Consider the following 19,025-nt stretch of genomic DNA (forward strand, 5'->3'; position numbering starts at 1 on the left):
TGCGCAGCTGAAGGCCCATGCTTTTCTTGCTCCGACTCTTTTGCCGCATGTCCGCGGTGCTGGCGCTGGCCGCCGCCGGAGCGTCCGCGCACGCGGACCTGATCTCCGTGCCGGACCGCATCGTGGCCAAACCGCGCTGTGCGCAGGCTGGAGCATTGCTCTCCAGGGACTTTGTCGCGTGCCCCTCATTTGACGAGCAGAGCAAACCCCCCCTGCGCGTTCCCGGCGCAATGCCGGCGCTGGCGCTGCTGGCCGGGCAGGACATTCTGATTCTGGCTGGGCTGGGGATGCTGGTTCTTGTCGCGCGTCGGGCCAAACGCAAGGGGATGTGAACGCCACTAGCGCGATTGGCCGCAGGCACGGGGTGCGGCATCCCCGTCTTTTCCTGATCCTGTCGGGAGTGGGTAACCGATGCGTATCACCGATATCCGCGAGCTGACCATTCCTCTTTCCCGCTATGCTGATCCGGCCCTGCCCGGGAGCGGACTGACAACGAGCATGGTGGCTGTCGCTACCGATCTGAGGCATGGCGACCGACCTGTTGTCGGCTATGGATTTGCGTCGATCGGCCGTTATGGCCAGGGCGGTCTCATTCGCGAGCGCTTCGCTCCGCGTCTTATCGGTGCGGCTCCCGATACCTTGCTTGACGCGGCAGGGCAACGCCTCGATCCTGCCCGAGCCTGGGCGGTGATGATGGCAGGAGAAAAACCCGGTGGCCACGGTGAGCGGTGCGTGGCGGTCGGGGCGCTCGACATGGCTCTTTGGGACGCGGCGGCAAAAGCCGCCGATTTGCCGTTGAGCGTGTTGTTGGCCGACTACCTGGAGCGAGATCCCGAACCGGAAGTGAGGGTGTACGCGGGAGGCGGCTATCCGTATCCCCTGAACGATCTTGAACGGCTGGCAGATGAAATGCGCATCTTCGCCGATCAGGGGTTCACCCATGCCAAAATCAAGACGGGAGCCGGCCTGGAAACGGACTTGCGGCGGATCGAAACCGCCGCCGCGCAGCTTGGCGGTTCGGAGCGGTTGGCCGTGGATGCGATGAACCGCTATACCCCGCAGCAGGCCCTGGCCGCAGCCGGGGCGCTGGCCGGTCATGGCCTGTGGTGGTTCGAAGATGTGTGCGATCCACTGGATTTCGATACCCAGTCGCTGATCGCGGCAACTTATCCAGGGCCGATCGCCGCCGGCGAGGCGCTGTTTTCCGTTGCGGAGGCGAAATTGCTGGATCGCCATGGCGGATTGCGGCGCGAGCACGACATCCTGGTGTTCGATCCCGTTCATTGTTATGGCCTGACCGGATATCTTGATATTGTCGGGTATCTGCTCGACCACGGTTGGCCGCGTCGGGCATTCTGGCCCCATGGCGGACATTTGTTTTCCCTGCACCTTGTCGCCGCCCTGGGGCTCGGTGGCGCCGAGATCAACCCGCTGGCTTTTGACCCATTCCGGGGCGTGTTCCCCGGTATTCCCGTCGAGAACGGCATTACCAGACTTCCTGACGCACCCGGCATCGGTTTTGAGCTGCACGGGCCTGTCTGGTCGGTGTTCCGCGCGTTGGGCCTTGATTGATCGGGCGGGCGTGTCGGTCTGACACGATAGTTCTCCGGTCAAAACGCTATTGTTGTTCCTTACTCTTAGCATAAACTTCAAGCATGAAACATTCGCAAGTGCAGGTGGGCGCTTCCGCTGCTCTCGTGCCATTGCCCGATCACTTAGGAGGGGAAACATGGCTAAGCGATGCGCTGGATCAATTGTCGCCATCTGCCTTGCTCACGCATGTTTTGCCGAGGAAGTGGTTATTTCCATTCAGTATCGTGATAAGCCGCCCTATAGCTACAGTAAGGAAGGACGGCCTGCCGGTTTTCTGCTTGAGCGCACCGTGGAGATTTTACGCCGCGCAGCCGTGCCAGCCAAATATGAGCAAATCCCGGTAAAACGCATTGTTCAGGATATTAAAGACAACAAGAAAACAGTTTGTTCTCCGGGATGGTATAAAATTCCCGATCGCGAGGTCTTCGCCCAATTTACGCTGGCAATTCATCAGGATAAACCACAGATTGTATTGGCCAATGTGCAAGTGGCGAAACAGATTCAATCTATGAGTACGTTTAAATCTTTATTAAACAATAAAGATTACCGTCTTGGTATTGTGTCCGGCGTATCCTATGGTCCTGATCTGGATGGCATGATTAATAATGCGACAACCACTGCGATGGATTCCAATGTGACGCCGGATGGGCTTGCGCGCATGATTGCCATGCATCGTGCCGATTATATGATTATCGATGTGGAAGATTACAATTTTTTGCTGCAAAAAAAGGAGATAGATACCGATAGATTGGTCGTATTGAAATTCAAGGATATTCCTGAAGGGCTTAGGCGTTACATTATGTGTAGCAAAAATGTCAGTGCAGATATCATGCAGCGGATCAATCGATCCATACAAACGGTAGTTCCCGGTTTGTCTCCGTAGCTGAATTTAAAAAAACACGATTTTTCCATCCGTTAGCCAGCGAGATGGAAATGAGTTAGGCTTGAATCACACGATTTCCTGTTGTTTTTCAATATTCTTCCTGTTTTTTTCCTCTCTATTCAATCCCCATGGTCGGCAGTTTCATACGTTTCCGTTGTTCCGAGCGATATTTCCTTTGTCGTTACCGTTGAGTTGCTGCAGTACGCGTTTTGCTTGTGCTCTCCATGGATACATCATTCCCGTAATGGGGGGTATGTCAACATGGCGTGGGTAGCCATGGGTTTTTAGGTTAAATAACTTGCGTTTGATAAAAATATAGCTCAAATGTTTTAATTATATAAATGGTATAAAAGTCGCGATATTGATCTGTCCACAATGACAGTTTTGATAGATAAGTCGTGTTTTTATATTGACGGTGATTTTTTCTGTTGATTAGTATCAACCGGCAGCCTGGGTTTGCAGTCATTTTTCTGAGTGATACTGTTTGCCGTATATCGGTTATATTTTCTGCTGCCACGTTGCTATTTTTCGTTTTTAATCAGTTAAAGGAGGTGTTTTGTGAAAGTCAGGAAGATTGTCGTGAAAATCAACGATAAAGAATTCACCTGCGGAAACTATAACAAGTAATCGAGGTGCATGACGGGCAGCCAAGGCCTGGCGGACCATCGCACAATACATGAACATGAAAATAGCGTGCAGCTACCATGCCGGATTTATGGATAACAGGACGATCCGCGTTCCCGATGTCAGTCTCATGGAAGTGGGCCTGGCTGCCTATAAACATGTATTTTCAGAAGCTAAACATCTTGATATCGAGTATCGCGGCGATATCTCCTTGCATGTCGCTCGTTCACCGATCACAGAGGCGGCCGTTTTTCAGAATGCCTTCATTCAGGAGAAGCTTGCCGGTATCGGGAAGGACGCCCGAGTGGTCAGCATCGGATTTCATCTGTGCGGCGACCGGCGCGACAATATCGGGGCTTACGGGTTTTCCTCGCATTACCGCTGCTCGGCCGGCGCGGAAAATCGCGCGACCGCCTTTATCGCCAGGGTGACCGCCGCCACGGGAAAACCCGTCTGGATCGAGAACGCCAATTTCTATTCGGCATCGCCGGCCGAAATCGTCGCCAACTGGAAAAGCATTGTCCGTATCGCGGAGCATTCCGGCGCGAGCCTGATCATCGACCTCTCCCATTTGATCATCGACTGTCTGAACAATGGTGTATCGCCCGATATTTGCCTCGGGATGATCCCGTGGGACAGCGTGGCCGAGTTGCACCTGTCGGGCATCGTCGAAGGCCGGGATGGCGCCTTGCACGATGGGCACGGTAGTCCGGTCGATCACCGAGTGTGGGCGATGCTCGACACGCTGATGCGCTACGGACTGGTCGGCGGCGACATCTACCTCAACATCGAGCACAGCGACTCGGCGTGGCTTGCCGATCCCGTGGCTTATCGCGCCGATTTTGCCCGGCTCGCTTCACGGCTTGCCGCTCCCTCACGCACGAACGGTGGCAAGAATGCGCTTGGTTATGCGCGCGCCTACCTGAAAACCCTGCTGAAAAACGCCATCGTCAACTTCGACGAGGTCGTGGAGTTGTCCGGTATTTCGGAGCGGGAGTTGCTCGATGGTTGGCTGAGCCACGTCGACGCCACGAAAAAACGTCTCGCGCTGTCGACCGAGGAGATGGATTCGCTGATCCGCCGCGAATCGATCGTGTTCACTGATACTTTCATCGACTATATCGAGAGCCGCTTCAATGAAAACAGGGATTAATTGGTCCGGCCAGCGTGACCTGCCCACCGTCGCATCCTTGCTTGGCAGCGGCGAAGTGGATTTCGTCGAGATCGTGATCGACAACTTCCTGCCATGCGACCCAGGCTCGCTCCTGTCCATCCTCGATGGCACGCCCTGCGCTTTTCACATCATGAACTCCCGCTTTCTGCATGCCCGTCCGGGGGCGTTGCGCGATATGGCCAAGCGTGTGCGCGAGCTCGACGCCGCGCTGTCGCCCTTGTATGTCTCGGATCATCTGGGCAAGTTTTATTTCCGGGGACAGGCTTTGCCACAGATGCTCGAGGTCGACTACGTCCGGGACGGGGCATGGTGCCGGGACAAGCTGGCGCTCTGGCAGGATTTGCTTGGCCGGCAGATCTTCATCGAGAATTATCCGTCGATCATTCGGCAGCCGGCCGCCCAAGCGGCGTTTTTTGCGCGATTGATCGAGGCGACGCAATGCGGATTACTGTTCGACATATCCAATGCCGTGATCGCCGAGATCAACACGGGAGAATCCGCCGGCGACTGGTCGGCTCTGTGGCGAAATACCCGGCATTTTCATATCGGCGGATTTGCTCCGGCGGCATTTTCCGTGCGATGCGCGGTCGATACCCATGATCGGGGCATCGATGAGCGCGCCTTGCTTCTGGCGGAAGTGGTGCTTGGCCGCGTGAAGAACGTGACGGTCAGCGTTGAACGGGATGACCGCTTCGATGCGGAGGAATGGCTTGCCGATGTGCGCAGAATCGGAGCACTCCGCGGTGATCTCTGAGGTGTGCCGCGCGCTTGCCGATCCCGCCGCTCCCGTGCCGGTGTGTGGCCGGGCGAGGGGGTATCTGGCCCTTCTTGCCTGCGCCTGGCGCGATCCTGTTGTCGCCGCTGTACCCGGTATCTCGGACCTGATGGATCTTGCCGACGAGAAGGCATGGGCCGGATTTCTCGGCTGGTGCCGCCTGCGCCGCGCAATGCTCGACTGGCGCTTTGGCGTATCGTTGCTCGCGTATCTTCTCTCGGAATACCGGGCGGTGCCCGCTTCGCTCGCCGAGCATCTGTTGCTGTTTGCCTGTTCGCAGTGGACCTACTCCGACAAGGGGCCGCATCACGGCATTCTGATCGCGTCCTCGCTGGATTCGCGCCGGCTGTGCGCCGCGGAAAAGAGTACCGATGCCAGGTTGGAGCGCGAGGTTTTCGTGTTGAGCCTCGACTCGGATGTGGAGGTGACGGGCGGATTCGCTTACGCCACTTACCGGCGGGATGACGATCTGCCGAGCGTATTGCAGCGAGACTGGACTGCATTATGAATCACCCGGCCATACTCCGTCAGGCATTGACGATCTCTGCCTCAAGGCTGATCTCGCTGAGCATGGCCAGCACGGATCTGATGGTGCTTGGCCGGATGGCCTGGCGCGATGCCTCCGATTTTGCCCTGGCCAGTCAATGGGCGCAGGTGTTCGTTGTTCTGGCTGTGACCCTCAACGTCGGAGTGGTGTTGGTCTACCGCGCCGGGCGGGTCGTGGATTCGCGGCTTGCCGGCCGGATCGCGGCCTATGCGCTGGCGGTTGGCGGGGCGCTGTGCCTGGCGAGCCTTGCGCTGCCCTCCATGGCGGGTTTTTCCAGTTCGGCGCGCGCCATCTATCTTGTGCTGGCGGCGGGCCTTGTTCCCATGACCCTGCACATCGCCTGCTGCCATCTGCTGGAGGCGGAGGGCTTCGCTCCGCTGGTACTTTGCGCGACAGCCGCCCTGGCGTGCCTGAATGGGGTGCTGGATGTTGTGTTCGTGGCATGCGACGCCGTTCCGTCCGGTATCGCTGTCGCGTTGTCCACGACCGTGGTTCGGGTTGCCGGTATGGTGCTCGGCTGCGCCCTGGTCGCGTCCAGGCTGGGAATCCGGTGCAAGCCTGACTGGTCGGCCGACACCTCGAAAGCCCTGTTCGGCTACGGCCGAAGCGAGGCCGCCACCGGACTGGCATTCACCGGTGGCCTGGCGCTGTTGTGCACCGCGCTGGCCGCGCAATCCGGCCAGGCATCGTTCGCCCGTTTTGGCATCGCGCTCAACTTCATGAATACCGTGTCCATCCTATTCACGGGATTTTCGTTGTCGCTGACCCAGTACTTCGCCAAGCGGATGCCGCCCTGGCAAGACCGCGTTGCCGGTGTGCTGGCTCTGTCGCTGGTCTACATCGTTGCCTGGATCGCGGTTCTGCTGCCGTCGTGCGGGCTCGTCGCTCGCTGGTATCTGGGCCGTGCCGACGGCGCGCTGGCCGGTTTATTCGCGGCAGGACTGGTGGTCGTTATGCTCGACGGTATGGCGCAGATCCTGATCGGCCTGCTGCGTCTTGCCGGTCAGGTCGCCGTGCCGCCGATGTTCCGGTTGTCGATGGTGGTGTTTGGTATCCCGCTGTCTTTGCTCGGTTTCGATGGTGAGAATTTCGGCTGGGTCATGGCCGGGCTGGCGTTCGGCAATGCTGTCGCCACGTGTCTGGCTTTCTCCGCCTTGTATGTCACCTGTCGGCGTACCGGCGCAGACGAGCAGGGCCAGTGATGCGATGGCGGCGCCAAGCAGGCTCAGATGGTCCAGACCGAACCCCCAGTCCAGCGCCAGCCCGCCGGCCCAGGCTCCCAGGGCATTGCCAAGATTGAACGCCCCGATATTCAGGGAGGAGGCCAAAGGCGCGGCCGCGCCGGCCTGACGGATCACCCGGCCTTGCAGCAGCATGCACACCGAGAAGGCGGCGGCGCCCCAAAGCGCGACCAGCGCCAGGGCGGACGGCAAGTGATGGCTCTGTACATGAAAGCCCAGCAGGCAGAGGGCCGCCGCGCCGAGACTGCCCAGAAGGCTGGCGGTGAGCCGCCAGTCGCACAGGCTGCCGCCGATCCAGCCGCCCGCGGCGATGCCGAGGCCGCACAGCAGCAACGCCGCGCCGCCAGAGCGGACTGGTAGGGCGCTGACCTGCAGCAGGATCGGCAGCAGATAGGTGAAGAAGCTGAACATGCTGGCCGACGCCAGGACACTGCACACGAGAACCGGCCATACCTTGCCCGGTAAGCGGGGAAAATCTGGGGAGGCGCCGGAACGGGGCGGCTGTGCGGGTACTCTGGCGCGCATCAGCAGCAAGGCGGCGACTCCCAGGAGCGCGACGGCGGCGAAGGTGGCTCGCCAGCCTGCCCATTGGCCGAGCAGGGTACCTCCCGGCACGCCGAGGATGTTGGCGAGCGTCATGCCGGAGAAGGTTAGCGCCATCGCCCGGCCTGCCATGCCCGGTGGCGCCAGCCGCGCGGCCAGGACTGCCGATGCGCCCATGAAACTGGCATGGCTGAGTGCGGTCAGGAGGCGCGCCGCCAGCAGGCTGTAAAAACCGGGAGCCAGCAGTGCGGCGAGGTTGCCGGCGATGAATATCACCATCAACCCTGTCAATGCCCGCTTTTCTTCGCAGCGCGCGATGGCGCGGGCCAAAAGCGGACCACCCGCCACGACACCAAGAGCATAGGCGGAAACCAGATAACCGGCGCGCGGCAAGTCGATGGCAAGGTCGGCGGCGATGTCCGGCAGAAGGCCCATGATCACAAATTCGGCGGTGCCGATCGCGAAGGTGGCGACGGCCAGTGCGAGCAGGGCGGGTGAGACGAGACGTGGTGGAGTCATGTCGGTGATTTCAGGAATGGCGGGACTGACAGATTAGCGGCCCTCCCCCGCGGCAAACAGCGGCCTGGCGCTCCGCATTGTGCGGAGCAGGACATCGGGAATGCGCTGCCGGCCGCGGAAAATGACGTTAAACTGGCGGACGGGAGGTTGTGACCGTGTTTGAATCGCTAAGCGAGTTGTCGGTGTTCGTCACCGTGGCGGAGCAGGGAAGCTTTGTCGGTGCCGGTCGGGTCTTGGGCGTATCGGCCTCCGCGGTAGGCAAGCGCGTCAGCCGGCTGGAGGCGGAACTGGGGGTGCGGCTCATGCAGCGCAGCACGCGTTCTCTTGCGCTGACGGAGGAGGGCGAGCGGGTATTGCAGGGCAGCCGCGAGATTCTGGCGCGGGCCGCGGCGCTAAGAGGCGACGTGCGCCAAGCCAGGGAGGCGCCTTCCGGCACTTTGCGATTGAGCCTGCCGCCGATCGGCGGCGTGCTTATCGCGCCTCTTGTCGAGTTTCAGCGTCGTTATCCGCATGTGGCGCTGGAGCTGGATTATAGCGAACGCAATGTCGACATCATCGAAGAGGGGTTCGATGCGGCGATCCGGGTGGGGGACCGCTCGGACAGCAAACTGCGTGGCCTGGTCTTGCCCGGATTCCGTCGTCTTCTGGTGGCGGCGCCATCCTATCTTGCCGCTCATGGAGAACCGGAGACGGTGGATGATTTGGCGCGGCACCGACTGATTCATTACCGTTCGCCCAACAGCGGCAAGCTGGAAACCTGGCCTGTGGGCGGTGAGTTGCCGCAATCGCTGGTGTGCAATAGCGTGCATGCGCGGCTGGAATTCGCGCTGCAAGGTTTGGGCATCGCCTGCCTGCCTGACACGTCGGTTCGCCGCGAGCTGGACAATGGCAGTCTGACCGCGCTGCTGCAAAGTGAGCGCGGCGAACCGGTGCCCTTGCAATTGCTCTGGCCGTCGTCGCGCGGCGCGGCCGCTCGCCTGCGGGCGTTGATTGCCTTTCTGGGCGACTGGTCGGCGCATGCCCAGGCGCTCTGTGGATAGTTTTCCATGCGCGGCCAGCCTGTGGGTAACCATGGAACATGGATAATCAGCGTGCTGACTCTTCGCTCTGGGCGGGTTTTTCGCCGGGAAGTTAACGTCTCCGTTCGCCGGATGGCCGGGGCTCCGATTTGTGCGTGAGTCCTATGGCGCTTCTTCCAACGTGACCGTATTTCTTCACTGAGTTTGTCACTTTCAGGGGCGTTTCTAAACCGCCGCCGCGCCAGGGGGTGATCGGCTCCGCTAGCTCTGATAACTGCCGAACTCCGCGAAGAGCCTGAATCTCCCCCTGCTACTCCCCGAGTTCCTCAAAATCCAATTGGCACTCTTCGGAGCGTACTGACAACAAAAAACCCGCAGCGCCTTGGCGGGTGCGGGTTTTGTGGTACTTCCCGGATTGTGTCGGCGCTTGTTTTGGCGCCCCCGACAGGAATCGAACCTGTAATTGCCCCTTAGGAGGGGGCCGTTATATCCATTTAACTACGGAGACTCTTGATCAGGCGCTGCGACCAACCGACAGGGCGGCCAGTTCGATCATCGCTTTCTTGGCGTCGCTGTCGGGCAGACCGGCGATCGCGGCGATGGCCGCGTCGGCCGCCTTGACCGCTTCGCTGCGCGCGTAATCCAGCGCGCCGCAGGATTGTACCGCACAGAGCACCTCCTGGAAAAGATCGCGAGAGGCTTCTTCGATGGCGCGCCGCACCAGCGCGGCGGCGGCGGGTGCGCCATTGCGCATCGTGTAGATCAGCGGCAGGGTTGGCTTGCCTTCCGCCAAGTCGTCCCCCAGGCTCTTGCCGATGGTTTCCGCGTCGCCGCTGTAGTCCAGAACGTCGTCGATGATCTGGAAAGCGGTGCCAAGGTGCGTGCCGTACTCGGACATGGCGCGCACGCCAGCTTCATCCGCTCCGGCAATCAGGGCGCCGACGCGACAGGCCGCTTCGAAGAGCTTGGCGGTTTTGTAGCGGATCACCTGAAGGTAGCCTTCCTCGGTCACCTCGGTATTGCCGATGTTGAGAAGCTGCAGCACCTCGCCCTCGGCGATGATGTTGGTGGCTTCCGACATGACTTCCAGAATCGCCATATTGTGCGTGGTGACCATCATCTGGAAGGCGCGCGTATAGAGGAAGTCGCCGACCAGCACGCTCGCGGCGTTGCCGAACAGGGCGTTGGCCGTTTCGCGCCCGCGCCGCATGTCCGATTCGTCGACCACGTCGTCGTGCAGCAAGGTGGCGGTGTGGATGCACTCGATCATCGCCGCCAGTTCGAAGAGGTGGGCGTCGCCGTATCCGAACGCCCGGCCCGACAGCAGGGTCAGGATGGGACGCAGGCGTTTGCCGCCGGCCGAGATGATGTACTCGGCGACCTGGCGAATGAGAATGACATCGGAGTGAAGTCGTGCCCGGATCACCCGGTCGACGGTTTGCATGTCTTCGGCAACGAAGGTTCGGAAAAACGGGGTTGTGGACACGTTGTTAGCCAGTTGGAAAGAGACGCCTCAAACCCTCGGATAGTACCAGAAAATGCTCTCGAGATTGAACCTGTGACCGCCATTTCCGCTAAGTTCATGAAAAAATTGACATGTTTTGTTCTTCGGGCGTAGAATGCTCGGCTTCCTGCTCAATTGGGCGGGATTATCCAGATTCCATTAGGAGCTTCCGAATGTATGCGGTCGTAAAAACTGGCGGCAAGCAGTACAAAATTGCCGTTGGCCAAAAACTTAAAGTAGAACAGATACCTGCAGACATCGACAGCCAGATCGTACTTGAAGAAGTGCTGATGATTGCTGACGGTGAACAGGTTCACGTGGGTACCCCGCGCGTTGCTGGTGCAACCGTTACCGCCACCGTCGTGGCGCACGGTCGCGGCGAGAAGGTCCGCATCTTCAAGATGCGTCGTCGCAAGCACTACCAGAAGCACCAGGGTCACCGTCAGAACTACACCGAAATCCGCATCGACGCGATTTCCAAGTAAGGATAGCAAGACATGGCACACAAGAAAGCAGGCGGTAGCTCCCGCAACGGCCGCGATTCCGAATCCAAACGCCTGGGCGTCAAGGTTTACGGCAGCGAACTGATTCCGGCCGGTTCGATCATCGTGCGTCAGCGCGGCACCCGCTTCCACGCTGGTGAAAACGTCGGCATGGGCAAGGATCACACCCTGTTCGCCAAGGTTGACGGCTACGTTCAGTTCACCGTGAAGGGCGCGCTGAACCGCAAGACCGTGACCGTGGTTCCGTACACGGGCGTTGACGGCGAGTAATCGTCACCCCTTGTCAAAAAGCCCTATCCTTGGTGGTAGGGCTTTTTTGTTGTCATGAGGCGCCAGGCGTGAGGGCTGTGCGGCACAACCCTCACGCCTGACTCCTCGTCAGCGTCCCGGAGGATGAGATGAAATTTATTGATGAAGCCCGGATCGAAGTGATCGCGGGCAAGGGCGGAAATGGCGCGGCCAGCTTCCGCCGGGAAAAGTTCGTGCCGTTCGGCGGGCCTGACGGCGGAGATGGCGGCAAGGGCGGCAGCGTGTATGCCGTGGCCGACGAGAATATCAATACCCTGGTCGAATACCGTTTCGTGAAGAAATATCAAGCGGAAAACGGTGAAAAGGGGCACGGTTCGGACCGTTATGGCAAAGGATCCGACGATATCGATCTGCGCATGCCGGTCGGTACGGTGATTTACGACATGGATACCGAGGAAGTGATCGCCGATTTGACCCACCACGGCCAGCGTCTGCTTCTGGCCCGCGGGGGCAAGGGCGGTCTTGGCAACCTGCACTTCAAGTCGTCGGTCAACCGCGCGCCGCGCCAGTTCACCAACGGCGAAGAGGGAGAGCGCCGTTCGCTGCGCCTGGAATTGCGCGTGCTCGCCGACGTCGGCCTGCTGGGCATGCCCAATGCCGGCAAATCCACCTTCATCCGCTCGGTCTCCGCGGCCAAACCCAAGGTCGCCGACTATCCCTTCACCACGCTGCATCCCAATCTGGGCGTGGTGCGCATGCAGGATACCCGCAGCTTCGTGATCGCCGACATTCCCGGACTGATCGAGGGCGCGGCCGAGGGCGCGGGTCTGGGGCACCGCTTCCTCAAGCACCTTGGCCGTACCGGTCTGCTGCTGCATCTGGTGGACATCGCGCCGTTCGATCCGGATGTCGACCCGGTGCGCGAAGCCCGCGCCATCGTCAACGAGCTGAAAAAGTACGACGAAGAGTTGTACAACAAGCCGCGCTGGCTGGTGCTCAACAAGGTGGACATGCTGCCGGAAGAGGAGCGCGAAGGCGCCGTGCGTGCCTTCCTCGACGCTTTTGGCTGGGACTATCCGCAACCGGACGACGCCTACGGTTTTGATGTGGATACCCCCCGGGTGTTCACCATCTCCGCGCTGACCGGCGAGGGCACGCGCGATGTGACGCAGGCCATCATGGCGTATCTCGAGGTGATGCGCGAGCGTCTGCGCGCCGCCGAAGAAGCCGCCGCGGCGGCCGCCGAAGCCGAGAAGGCCGCGCGCAAGACGGCCCGCCAGCAACAAACCCTGATCATCAAATCCCAGCCGGAGATTGACGAATAAGGGGTGTCTGGGGACAATCCGGTTTTAACCCGAGCCGGATTGTCCTTGGAATCGCTATCCTCCTTCTTTCAGCCCGACATCGATCCCGCTTCGCTCCATTCCGTGCAGCGGCTGAACGATGCCTGGCCTTACCTGTCGGCTTTCATCACCCTGTTCCGCGGCGGCGACGAGGAAGTCCTGATGCGACTTCTGGTGCTGCGTGAGCTGGGCGCGCGCGCCGAGGCGCCGTTCTGGACCCCTCAGGAGCTGGCCCAGCGTTTCGCCTATCTCAATCCGGTCAAGCTCGACACCATCCTCAAGCGACTGCGCGAGGGCGGATTGCTGGTCTGGGAAACCGACACCGGCCTCTATCAGCTCTCCGAAGGCGCGCGCATCGCCATGGCGGCACTTGCCACGTTGATGGATGTGACCGGCGATGATGCCGAGCTCGGCTATCTGACCAGCCAGGTGGCGGCGGGGCAGGCGGTCGGCCAGGTCTCCGAAGAGGCGCTGCGCCACCTGCTGGGACGACTGAACGAACTTTACGCCGAATTCGAGGACGCCCTCGAGTCGCAATCGGAGTTCCGCATCCGCGCCGCCCAGCCCCGGCTGGAGGCCGTATGGCGCTGGGTCGCCAAGTCCACCGACGTGGTGCGGCAGCTGACGGCCGACGACACCCTGACGCTGACGACCCTGTCGCGCGCCCAGGCCATCGCCCTGGCGCAAAGCCGCATGCTGGCGCTGGCTGGCACGTTCGAACGGCGCCTCGCGCAATTGGCCGCGCAACGCGTGCACCTTGGCGCATCGGGCCTCACGTCGACCGATATCGCCGCCTGGCTGCGCAATGCCGGCGCCGCCGACCTTGCCCGCCTCGTCGCTCCGGCCATCGCCGCGTGCCCGGAACCGGCCTTCCTGTCGACGCCGGAGCTGGCCGACGTGGCCGAGTACGAACTTCTGGCGCGAGAGCGGGCCAGGGCCGACGACACGGTCTTGCCAGGCGCCGAAGCGGCCCCAGAGGCCGATGCGCCGGAAGTCGAGCGCCTGATTCACGCCGAAACACTCTACGATGCCCTGGCGTCGCTCGAAGCGGAAAGCCACATCGGCGACGCGGTGCTGGCCGACAGCTACAACGAAACCGCCTACCGCCTGTCCCTGTTGTCGTTATTGGGCGACCCCGAGACCCGCGACGAGGCGAGCGTTGTCGCCGCGCTGGCGCGCCTGCCGCTGAGACTTGAAGGCGGTGGCGGCATCATCGAACCCGATCACCCCGAAGTGGCCAGCCTGTCCGATGCCCGGCTGGTTCCGCCGGCACAACCGTTATCTTGAATCGCTTATGGATACTGAACTCACCACCCTGACGGCCAGGCTGCTGGCGCACCGCGTGATCGAACGCGGCGACCCGCTGGCGCGCCGCGCGCTGATGGACGATGGCTTTCGCGCCGAACTGGACCAGCGGCTGGCCGATGTCGGACTGCGACTTGTGGAAAACCCTTACGCCGAGCACCTGGCGGTGGCGATGCTGCCGGAGCTGACCGAATCCGTGTTCGGTTCCGGCGACGCCTGGATGAACAACAACATGGGTCTGCCGCGCGACGGTGTGGCGCTGCTGGTGATCCTGTGGGCGCTTATCGTTTTGCCCAAGCGCGAGCGCCAGATCGCCCGCGTGGAGGCCGGCAAGGAAAACCAGTCGGACATGTTCGGCGCGCAAAAACCCCTGGAGACCGGCGAGGCGGTGTCCACCGGGGTGTCCGAGGATGCCGTGTACGCCGATTTCGGCAAGGCGCTGGGCGGGCGCACGCGCTTTAACGCCAACCTCGGCCGTCTGGCCAACCTCGGTTTTGTTGTGCGCCGCAACCGCATGATCGCGGAAGGGCCGATGCTCGATCTGTTGATCGACTATGGCCACTTGGCGCCCCGCATCATCGAGGGCGCGCTGTCGGAAGTGCTCGGAGCGCGCCGCGAGGCGGCGCAGGAAGCCGCGCAGCGGAATGGCGAAGAAGGGGAGGGCGCCTGATGTTTCAGATCAAATCGTTGGAAATGGTTCACTGGGATTTCTGGCAGCGTCTGAGCGTGCCGCTCGACGCTCAGATCGTCACCATCATCGGACCCAACGGCTCAGGCAAGACCACCTTGCTGGACGCCATGCGCACCCTTCTGGCCATCAAGTGCTCGGGCAAGCGCGACTACAAGCGCTACGTGCGCAACAACCGCGAACCGTTCGCCTATCTGCGCGGTGTGGTGGACAACCCTCGCCGTGCGTCGGACGGCCTGTACCCGACACCGTTTTTTCCGATCGTCACGCCGGATGTGACCTTGCTGTGCCGGGTGCGCAAGCAGGGCGGCGACTGGGTGCGTCATTACGCCATTCTCGACGGCGATGTGCCGCTCGAGCTTGCCGAAGGCCAGGCGCAATGGCTCGGTGTGCAGGAATACCGCCGACGGCTGGAGGCCGCGGGCCTGACGGCCGCGGTGGCCGAAGTGCTGGCGCTCGAGCAGGGCGACACGGACAAGCTGACCGAATACAGTCCGCGCCAGCTGCTCGATCTGGTGTTCCAGGTTTTCGGCGACAAGGACGTGCTCGACAACTACCAGCACGCCCGCGAAGAGCAGAAGGCCACCGAACAGGAGCTCGAGTCGCTGTCGCGCCAGAAGGAAATGCTGGAAGGCCGGGTCGAAATCATGAAAACCCGCGCCAACCGCTATCTTGAATGGCGCCAGTTGAACGCCGCCATCGCCCGGCTCAACGACACCGCGCTTCCGGTGCTGGGCTGGCTCGACAACAAGTCGTCAATCGGCTCGTCCTGGAACGAATACCGCCAGCGCCTGTCGCAGCGACGCGATGCGCGGCGCGACCACGGCGACACCCTGACCCTGGTGGCGCGGCTGCGCGATGCTGAGCACGGCGCGCAGGCCGCGCGGGATGCCGCCGAGACGGTGCGCCGCTCCGCTCAGGATGCGTTCATGGCCGCCAAGGCGGATCATGCCGAGGTGGCGGGCCAGCTCAAGGAGCGCGATCGGCTGCTTGCCCTGACCGGTAAGAACTACGGCAGCGACAGCACCGCCCTGACCGGCAAGCTCGCCGCGCTGCGCCAGGAAACCGACGCGCTGCGCGATACGCTGCGCGAGGCCAAGCGCCGCCGCCAGGATCTGATGCAGCATGTGGCCTCCCTGGAGGCCGGGCGCACCCGGCTTCCCGAGGATGTGCGCCACCTGCGCGCGGCCTTCGACGAGGCCGGTATTCCTCATACCTTGCTGTCGGATATCGTGGAAGTGACCGATTCTGATTGGCAGGGCGCCGTCGAGGCCGTGTTGCGGCCCTATCGTCACGTGGTGTTGCTGGACAATGGCCAGGATCGCTCGCGTGCCTGGGAAATCGCCGAGCGCCTGCGTTACCGTCATTTCATCGTCCCTGACCGGACTACGCCGCCGGCGGCGCGCAAGGGTTCTCTCCTGGATGTGGTGCGTCTGTCCGCCGACATCCCGGACTGGCTGTCGCGCCAGTTGAACGCCATCACCCGTGTCGAAAACGCCCGTGAAGGGGCCGGCGTCGACGGGGACTGGATCACCCGCGAGGGCTACTTCCGCGAGCGGCGCGGGGCGCGCCATATCGGTGTGGCGGCGCACGAGTATGCCTTCGGCGAGGCCGCTCGGGTGTCTCGCCTTGCCGGCTTGCGGCGCGAGTTGACGAAGCTTAACGAAACCCTGCTTGCCGACGATGAGAAACTGCTGGCGCTGACGCGCGAGGCGAGCGGTTTGGCCGAGTATCTGGGGGGAATGGACGCATTCCTGCAACTGGAGTCGCGCGCCGACGAGTTCGCCGCCCTGGAGGCGCGCAAGATCGAGCTTGAAGAGCGGATCGCGCGGCTTGGCGAGGCGCTTGCCGCCGCACAGGGAGAACGCGAGGCGGCCGAAGCGCGCTATTCGGATGCGCGCCTCGCGCATGATCGCGTTTGCCTGCGGGAAAAAGAGGGTCTGGAGAAGCTTGCCGCGCTCGACGCGGGGGTCGAGGCCTCTCGCCGCCAGTTGCGCAGGCTGATCGGCGAAGTGCGCGAAGCGGCGCGTCGTCTGCCGCCCGATGCGCTGGCGCCCGAGGCGGTCAAGGCCCTCGAGGACGAGTTCGAAAGCGCCGCGGACGCGCGTCATCAATTGGGTTATCTCGAAGAGCGGCTGGGGTCGGGCGAGTGGGAAACCGACGAAAACGTGCTGGAACTCAAGGGCAAGCTCAACGACGACCTGGAGCAGCTGGAGCGCGAGCGCGCGAGGCGCCAGAGCGAAGTCGACCGGGCCGGTTCGCTGACCGGCGAGGCGCGCGCCGCCTACATCAACAAGCTGCGCGCCACGGTGCGGGCCTATGCGCGCAACGTCAAGCGTCTTGGCGAGTTGGCCGGCATCGGCGTCGAGGTGGATCTGCCGCAGCTGGAGAACGACGACGCGGTGCTGGCTCAGGCCGGATTGACCCTGCGTTTCAACTTCGACCAGAAGGGCATGATGGGATTGAACGACGGTGAGGCATCGGGCGGCCAGCAGGTGATGAAATCGCTGATCCTGCTGATCGGCCTGATGATGGACGAAGCCAATCCGTCGGGTTTCGTGTTCATCGACGAGCCATTCGCTCACCTGGACATTTTCAATATCGACCGGGTGGCGGGTTTCCTCAAGGCCACCGAGGCTCAATACCTGATCACGTCGCCCAACACGCACAACATCAACATCTTCGCGCCGTCGGAATTGACCCTGGCCACGCGCAAGAAGCGCCCCGGCGAAACCTGGGCGCCGCCGATCCTGCAGACGCGCCGCCGCGTCGAGGAGAAACCGGCTTGAAAAAAACGCCGCTCCGGCTCCGGGCGGCGTTTTGTTTGTCCCGGCGCGGTCAGCCCGCGTCGTGCAGGGCGGCGACCGCCGCCGCGTCGTGCTCCTCGTCAAGGTATCGGGTGTGCCAGCCGCTGCGCGTGCCCCACAGGAAAAACGCGTAGCCGAGCACCCCTACGAGTACCATGTCCGGTCCGTAGGGAATCAGGCCGATTCCGCCGAACTCTTCGCTGCCAAGCCAGGAGACAAGGGCCATGGCGGGCAGGTAGGCGATCATCCACAGCGCTCCTCTGAATTCCCGGGCGAAATCGCGCCAGCCGCTTTTGGCTTGATAGTAGAGATAGACAGGCAGGGCCACGACCATCAGCACGATGATCTGGCCGGTCAGCGGCCAGCGGGCCCAGTACAGCACCAGCGAGGCGCATACGAAGGCCAGGGGCGCGATCAGCCCGAGGCCGGCCACTTTCAGCGGGCGCGGCAGGTCAGGCGCGACGCGGCGCAGCGCGGCGACGCTGACAGGACCGGTCAGGTAGGAAATCACCGTGGCGACGGAAATCACAGCGGCCAGCGTGCCCCAGCCGCGGAAGAAGAACAGGAACACGAAGGATACCGCCAGATTGAACCACATGGCGGGGCGCGGAATGCCGTAAAGCGGATGCACGCGGCCGAGCATCTCCGGCAGGGTGCCGTTGCGCTGCATGCCGTAGATCATCCGCGCCGTGGTCGCCGTATAAGTGGCGCCGGTGCCGCTGGGGCTGATGAACGCGTCGAAATAGAGCAGCATGGTCAGCCAGTTGAGCCCCAGCGCCATGGACAGCTGGGCGAACGGCGAACTAAAGTCGATGCCGGACCAGCCGCGGGCGAGGTGGCCGGGAGTGAGCGCCCCGATAAAGGCGATTTGCAGCATCACGTAGATCACGGCGGCGATCAGGATCGATCCGACCACGCCGAATGGCACGCTCCGTCCCGGGCGCCTGGCCTCGCCGGCGAGGTTGATCGGACTTTGAAAACCGTTGAAACTGAACACGATGCCGCTGGTGGCGACGGCGGTCATGACCGCCGACCAGCCATGCGGCGCGAAGCCTCCCGGCGTGGAGGCTCCGAAATTGCCGCTGTGAAAGCCGGTGGAGACGAGCGCTCCGATGGTCAGTCCGGGAACCAGGACCTTGAAGACGGTGATGGCGCTGTTGGCCTTGGCGAAAAGCCGTACTCCCCAGTAGTTGAGGAGGAAATAGACGATCACCAGCATCGCGGCGATAGCCAGACCGATCGGGCTCAACTCGCCCTGGTGGTACAGTTCTCCGGCCCATGACCAGGGCCAGGTGCTCATGTACTGGACGGAAGCTTCCGCTTCGATGGGGATCACGGATACGATGGCGATCCAGTTGGCCCACGCGGCGATGAAGCCGACCAGCGAACCGTGAGAGTAACGCGCGTAGCGGACCATGCCGCCGGATTCGGGAAACATGGCGCCCAGTTCAGCGTAACTGATCGCGATGGTCAGGATGATCAGCATGCCGATCACCCAGGCCACCGTGGCGGCCGGTCCGGCGATGGCCGCGGCATGCGAGGCGCCGAACAGCCACCCGGAGCCAATGATGGAACCCAGGCCGGTCAGCATCAGCGCGATCGGCCCGATATGTCGGTGGTGAGGATGGTTCAAGAAATGATCTCCTGTTTGATGAGCCGGTTTCGGATCCGGTCTTCTTGCCCGCAGGGATGTATCGCAGTATGAAAA

General features: G+C 62.0%; 17 protein-coding genes and 1 tRNA gene. 14 read left to right on the plus strand and 4 right to left on the minus strand.

The window, feature by feature from the left end; genetic code table 11:
• Positions 1-17 precede the first annotated feature (17 nt).
• The 7 genes from JNO50_RS02430 (at position 18) to JNO50_RS02455 (ending at position 5,557) form a co-directional block, all read left to right on the plus strand.
• Complete coding sequence (locus JNO50_RS02430) at positions 18-332, plus strand: hypothetical protein (RefSeq protein ID WP_189533813.1); 315 nt, start codon at positions 18-20, stop codon at positions 330-332.
• Between the two features lie 79 nt (positions 333-411).
• A complete protein-coding gene (locus JNO50_RS02435; protein ID WP_189533811.1) occupies positions 412-1,572 on the plus strand; it encodes an enolase C-terminal domain-like protein in 1,161 nt (386 codons plus the stop codon).
• Between the two features lie 157 nt (positions 1,573-1,729).
• Positions 1,730-2,476 carry a substrate-binding periplasmic protein gene (locus tag JNO50_RS02440; RefSeq protein ID WP_189533808.1) on the plus strand — a complete coding sequence of 249 codons (747 nt, stop codon included), beginning with the start codon at positions 1,730-1,732 and terminating at the stop codon, positions 2,474-2,476.
• 579 nt (positions 2,477-3,055) lie between these two features.
• Positions 3,056-3,103, plus strand: a complete 48-nt coding sequence (locus JNO50_RS19335) for a hypothetical protein (RefSeq protein ID WP_483406969.1) — start codon at positions 3,056-3,058, stop codon at positions 3,101-3,103.
• A 301-nt stretch (positions 3,104-3,404) separates the two neighbouring features.
• Entirely contained in the window at positions 3,405-4,253 is an 849-nt protein-coding gene (locus tag JNO50_RS02445) for a multinuclear nonheme iron-dependent oxidase (RefSeq protein ID WP_425325365.1), read from the plus strand.
• Complete coding sequence (locus JNO50_RS02450; protein ID WP_189533804.1) at positions 4,237-5,028, plus strand: multinuclear nonheme iron-dependent oxidase; 792 nt, start codon at positions 4,237-4,239, stop codon at positions 5,026-5,028. The genes JNO50_RS02445 and JNO50_RS02450 overlap by 17 nt, the downstream gene beginning before the upstream one ends.
• Positions 4,991-5,557 (plus strand): hypothetical protein, encoded by a 567-nt coding sequence (locus JNO50_RS02455; protein WP_189533802.1) that lies wholly within the window; start codon positions 4,991-4,993, stop codon positions 5,555-5,557. The genes JNO50_RS02450 and JNO50_RS02455 overlap by 38 nt, the downstream gene beginning before the upstream one ends.
• 965 nt (positions 5,558-6,522) lie before the next feature.
• On the opposite strand, the gene JNO50_RS02460 is transcribed toward JNO50_RS02455, so the two are convergent.
• Complete coding sequence (locus JNO50_RS02460) at positions 6,523-7,899, minus strand: MFS transporter (protein ID WP_189533800.1); 1,377 nt, start codon at positions 7,897-7,899, stop codon at positions 6,523-6,525.
• A gap of 155 nt (positions 7,900-8,054) precedes the next feature.
• On the opposite strand from JNO50_RS02460, the gene JNO50_RS02465 reads away from it, so the two are divergent.
• Complete coding sequence (locus JNO50_RS02465; protein WP_189533798.1) at positions 8,055-8,939, plus strand: LysR family transcriptional regulator; 885 nt, start codon at positions 8,055-8,057, stop codon at positions 8,937-8,939.
• 412 nt (positions 8,940-9,351) lie between these two features.
• On the opposite strand, the gene JNO50_RS02470 is transcribed toward JNO50_RS02465, so the two are convergent.
• Positions 9,352-9,426: transfer RNA gene (locus tag JNO50_RS02470), tRNA-Arg, on the minus strand.
• Positions 9,427-9,432: 6 nt separating this feature from the next.
• Positions 9,433-10,362 carry a polyprenyl synthetase family protein gene (locus JNO50_RS02475; protein WP_189533979.1) on the minus strand — a complete coding sequence of 310 codons (930 nt, stop codon included), beginning with the start codon at positions 10,360-10,362 and terminating at the stop codon, positions 9,433-9,435.
• Between the two features lie 233 nt (positions 10,363-10,595).
• Here JNO50_RS02475 and rplU point away from each other — a divergent pair, with 233 nt between their 5' ends.
• The 6 genes from rplU to JNO50_RS02505 all read left to right on the plus strand — a co-directional run bounded on the left by rplU (position 10,596) and on the right by JNO50_RS02505 (position 17,299).
• A complete protein-coding gene (gene rplU / locus JNO50_RS02480; RefSeq protein ID WP_189533796.1) occupies positions 10,596-10,907 on the plus strand; it encodes a 50S ribosomal protein L21 in 312 nt (103 codons plus the stop codon).
• 12 nt (positions 10,908-10,919) lie between these two features.
• Complete coding sequence (rpmA, locus tag JNO50_RS02485) at positions 10,920-11,195, plus strand: 50S ribosomal protein L27 (RefSeq protein ID WP_189533794.1); 276 nt, start codon at positions 10,920-10,922, stop codon at positions 11,193-11,195.
• Positions 11,196-11,323: 128 nt separating this feature from the next.
• Complete coding sequence (gene obgE / locus JNO50_RS02490; RefSeq protein WP_189533792.1) at positions 11,324-12,499, plus strand: GTPase ObgE; 1,176 nt, start codon at positions 11,324-11,326, stop codon at positions 12,497-12,499.
• A gap of 45 nt (positions 12,500-12,544) precedes the next feature.
• Positions 12,545-13,804: a hypothetical protein gene (locus JNO50_RS02495; protein ID WP_229804661.1), complete on the plus strand. Its 1,260-nt coding sequence runs from the start codon at positions 12,545-12,547 to the stop codon at positions 13,802-13,804.
• 7 nt (positions 13,805-13,811) lie between these two features.
• A complete protein-coding gene (locus tag JNO50_RS02500; protein WP_189533790.1) occupies positions 13,812-14,492 on the plus strand; it encodes a hypothetical protein in 681 nt (226 codons plus the stop codon).
• Positions 14,492-17,299, plus strand: coding sequence for an ATP-binding protein (locus JNO50_RS02505; RefSeq protein ID WP_189533788.1), 2,808 nt, complete (start codon positions 14,492-14,494; stop codon positions 17,297-17,299). Before JNO50_RS02500 ends, JNO50_RS02505 begins: the two co-directional genes overlap by 1 nt.
• A gap of 49 nt (positions 17,300-17,348) precedes the next feature.
• Here JNO50_RS02505 and JNO50_RS02510 read toward each other — a convergent pair whose 3' ends face one another.
• Positions 17,349-18,950, minus strand: coding sequence for an APC family permease (locus JNO50_RS02510; protein ID WP_215796464.1), 1,602 nt, complete (start codon positions 18,948-18,950; stop codon positions 17,349-17,351).
• Positions 18,951-19,025: the final 75 nt, after the last annotated feature.

It is taken from the genome of Paludibacterium paludis, from assembly GCF_018802605.1.
GTDB classification, from domain to species: Bacteria; Pseudomonadota; Gammaproteobacteria; order Burkholderiales; family Chromobacteriaceae; genus Paludibacterium; species Paludibacterium paludis.

Bases quoted from the DNA above. Each gene is read 5' to 3' on its own strand.
- JNO50_RS02460 (WP_189533800.1), bottom strand. From the start codon at position 7,899: ATGACTCCACCACGTCTCGTCTCACCCGCCCTGCTCGCACTGGCCGTC.
- JNO50_RS02430 (WP_189533813.1), top strand. From the start codon at position 18: ATGCTTTTCTTGCTCCGACTCTTTTGCCGCATGTCCGCGGTGCTGGCG.
- rplU (WP_189533796.1), top strand. From the start codon at position 10,596: ATGTATGCGGTCGTAAAAACTGGCGGCAAGCAGTACAAAATTGCCGTT.
- obgE (WP_189533792.1), top strand. From the start codon at position 11,324: ATGAAATTTATTGATGAAGCCCGGATCGAAGTGATCGCGGGCAAGGGC.
- rpmA (WP_189533794.1), top strand. From the start codon at position 10,920: ATGGCACACAAGAAAGCAGGCGGTAGCTCCCGCAACGGCCGCGATTCC.
- JNO50_RS02435 (WP_189533811.1), top strand. From the start codon at position 412: ATGCGTATCACCGATATCCGCGAGCTGACCATTCCTCTTTCCCGCTAT.
- JNO50_RS02450 (WP_189533804.1), top strand. From the start codon at position 4,237: ATGAAAACAGGGATTAATTGGTCCGGCCAGCGTGACCTGCCCACCGTC.
- JNO50_RS02475 (WP_189533979.1), bottom strand. From the start codon at position 10,362: ATGCAAACCGTCGACCGGGTGATCCGGGCACGACTTCACTCCGATGTC.
- JNO50_RS02455 (WP_189533802.1), top strand. From the start codon at position 4,991: ATGTGCGCAGAATCGGAGCACTCCGCGGTGATCTCTGAGGTGTGCCGC.
- JNO50_RS02505 (WP_189533788.1), top strand. From the start codon at position 14,492: ATGTTTCAGATCAAATCGTTGGAAATGGTTCACTGGGATTTCTGGCAG.
- JNO50_RS02500 (WP_189533790.1), top strand. From the start codon at position 13,812: ATGGATACTGAACTCACCACCCTGACGGCCAGGCTGCTGGCGCACCGC.
- JNO50_RS02440 (WP_189533808.1), top strand. From the start codon at position 1,730: ATGGCTAAGCGATGCGCTGGATCAATTGTCGCCATCTGCCTTGCTCAC.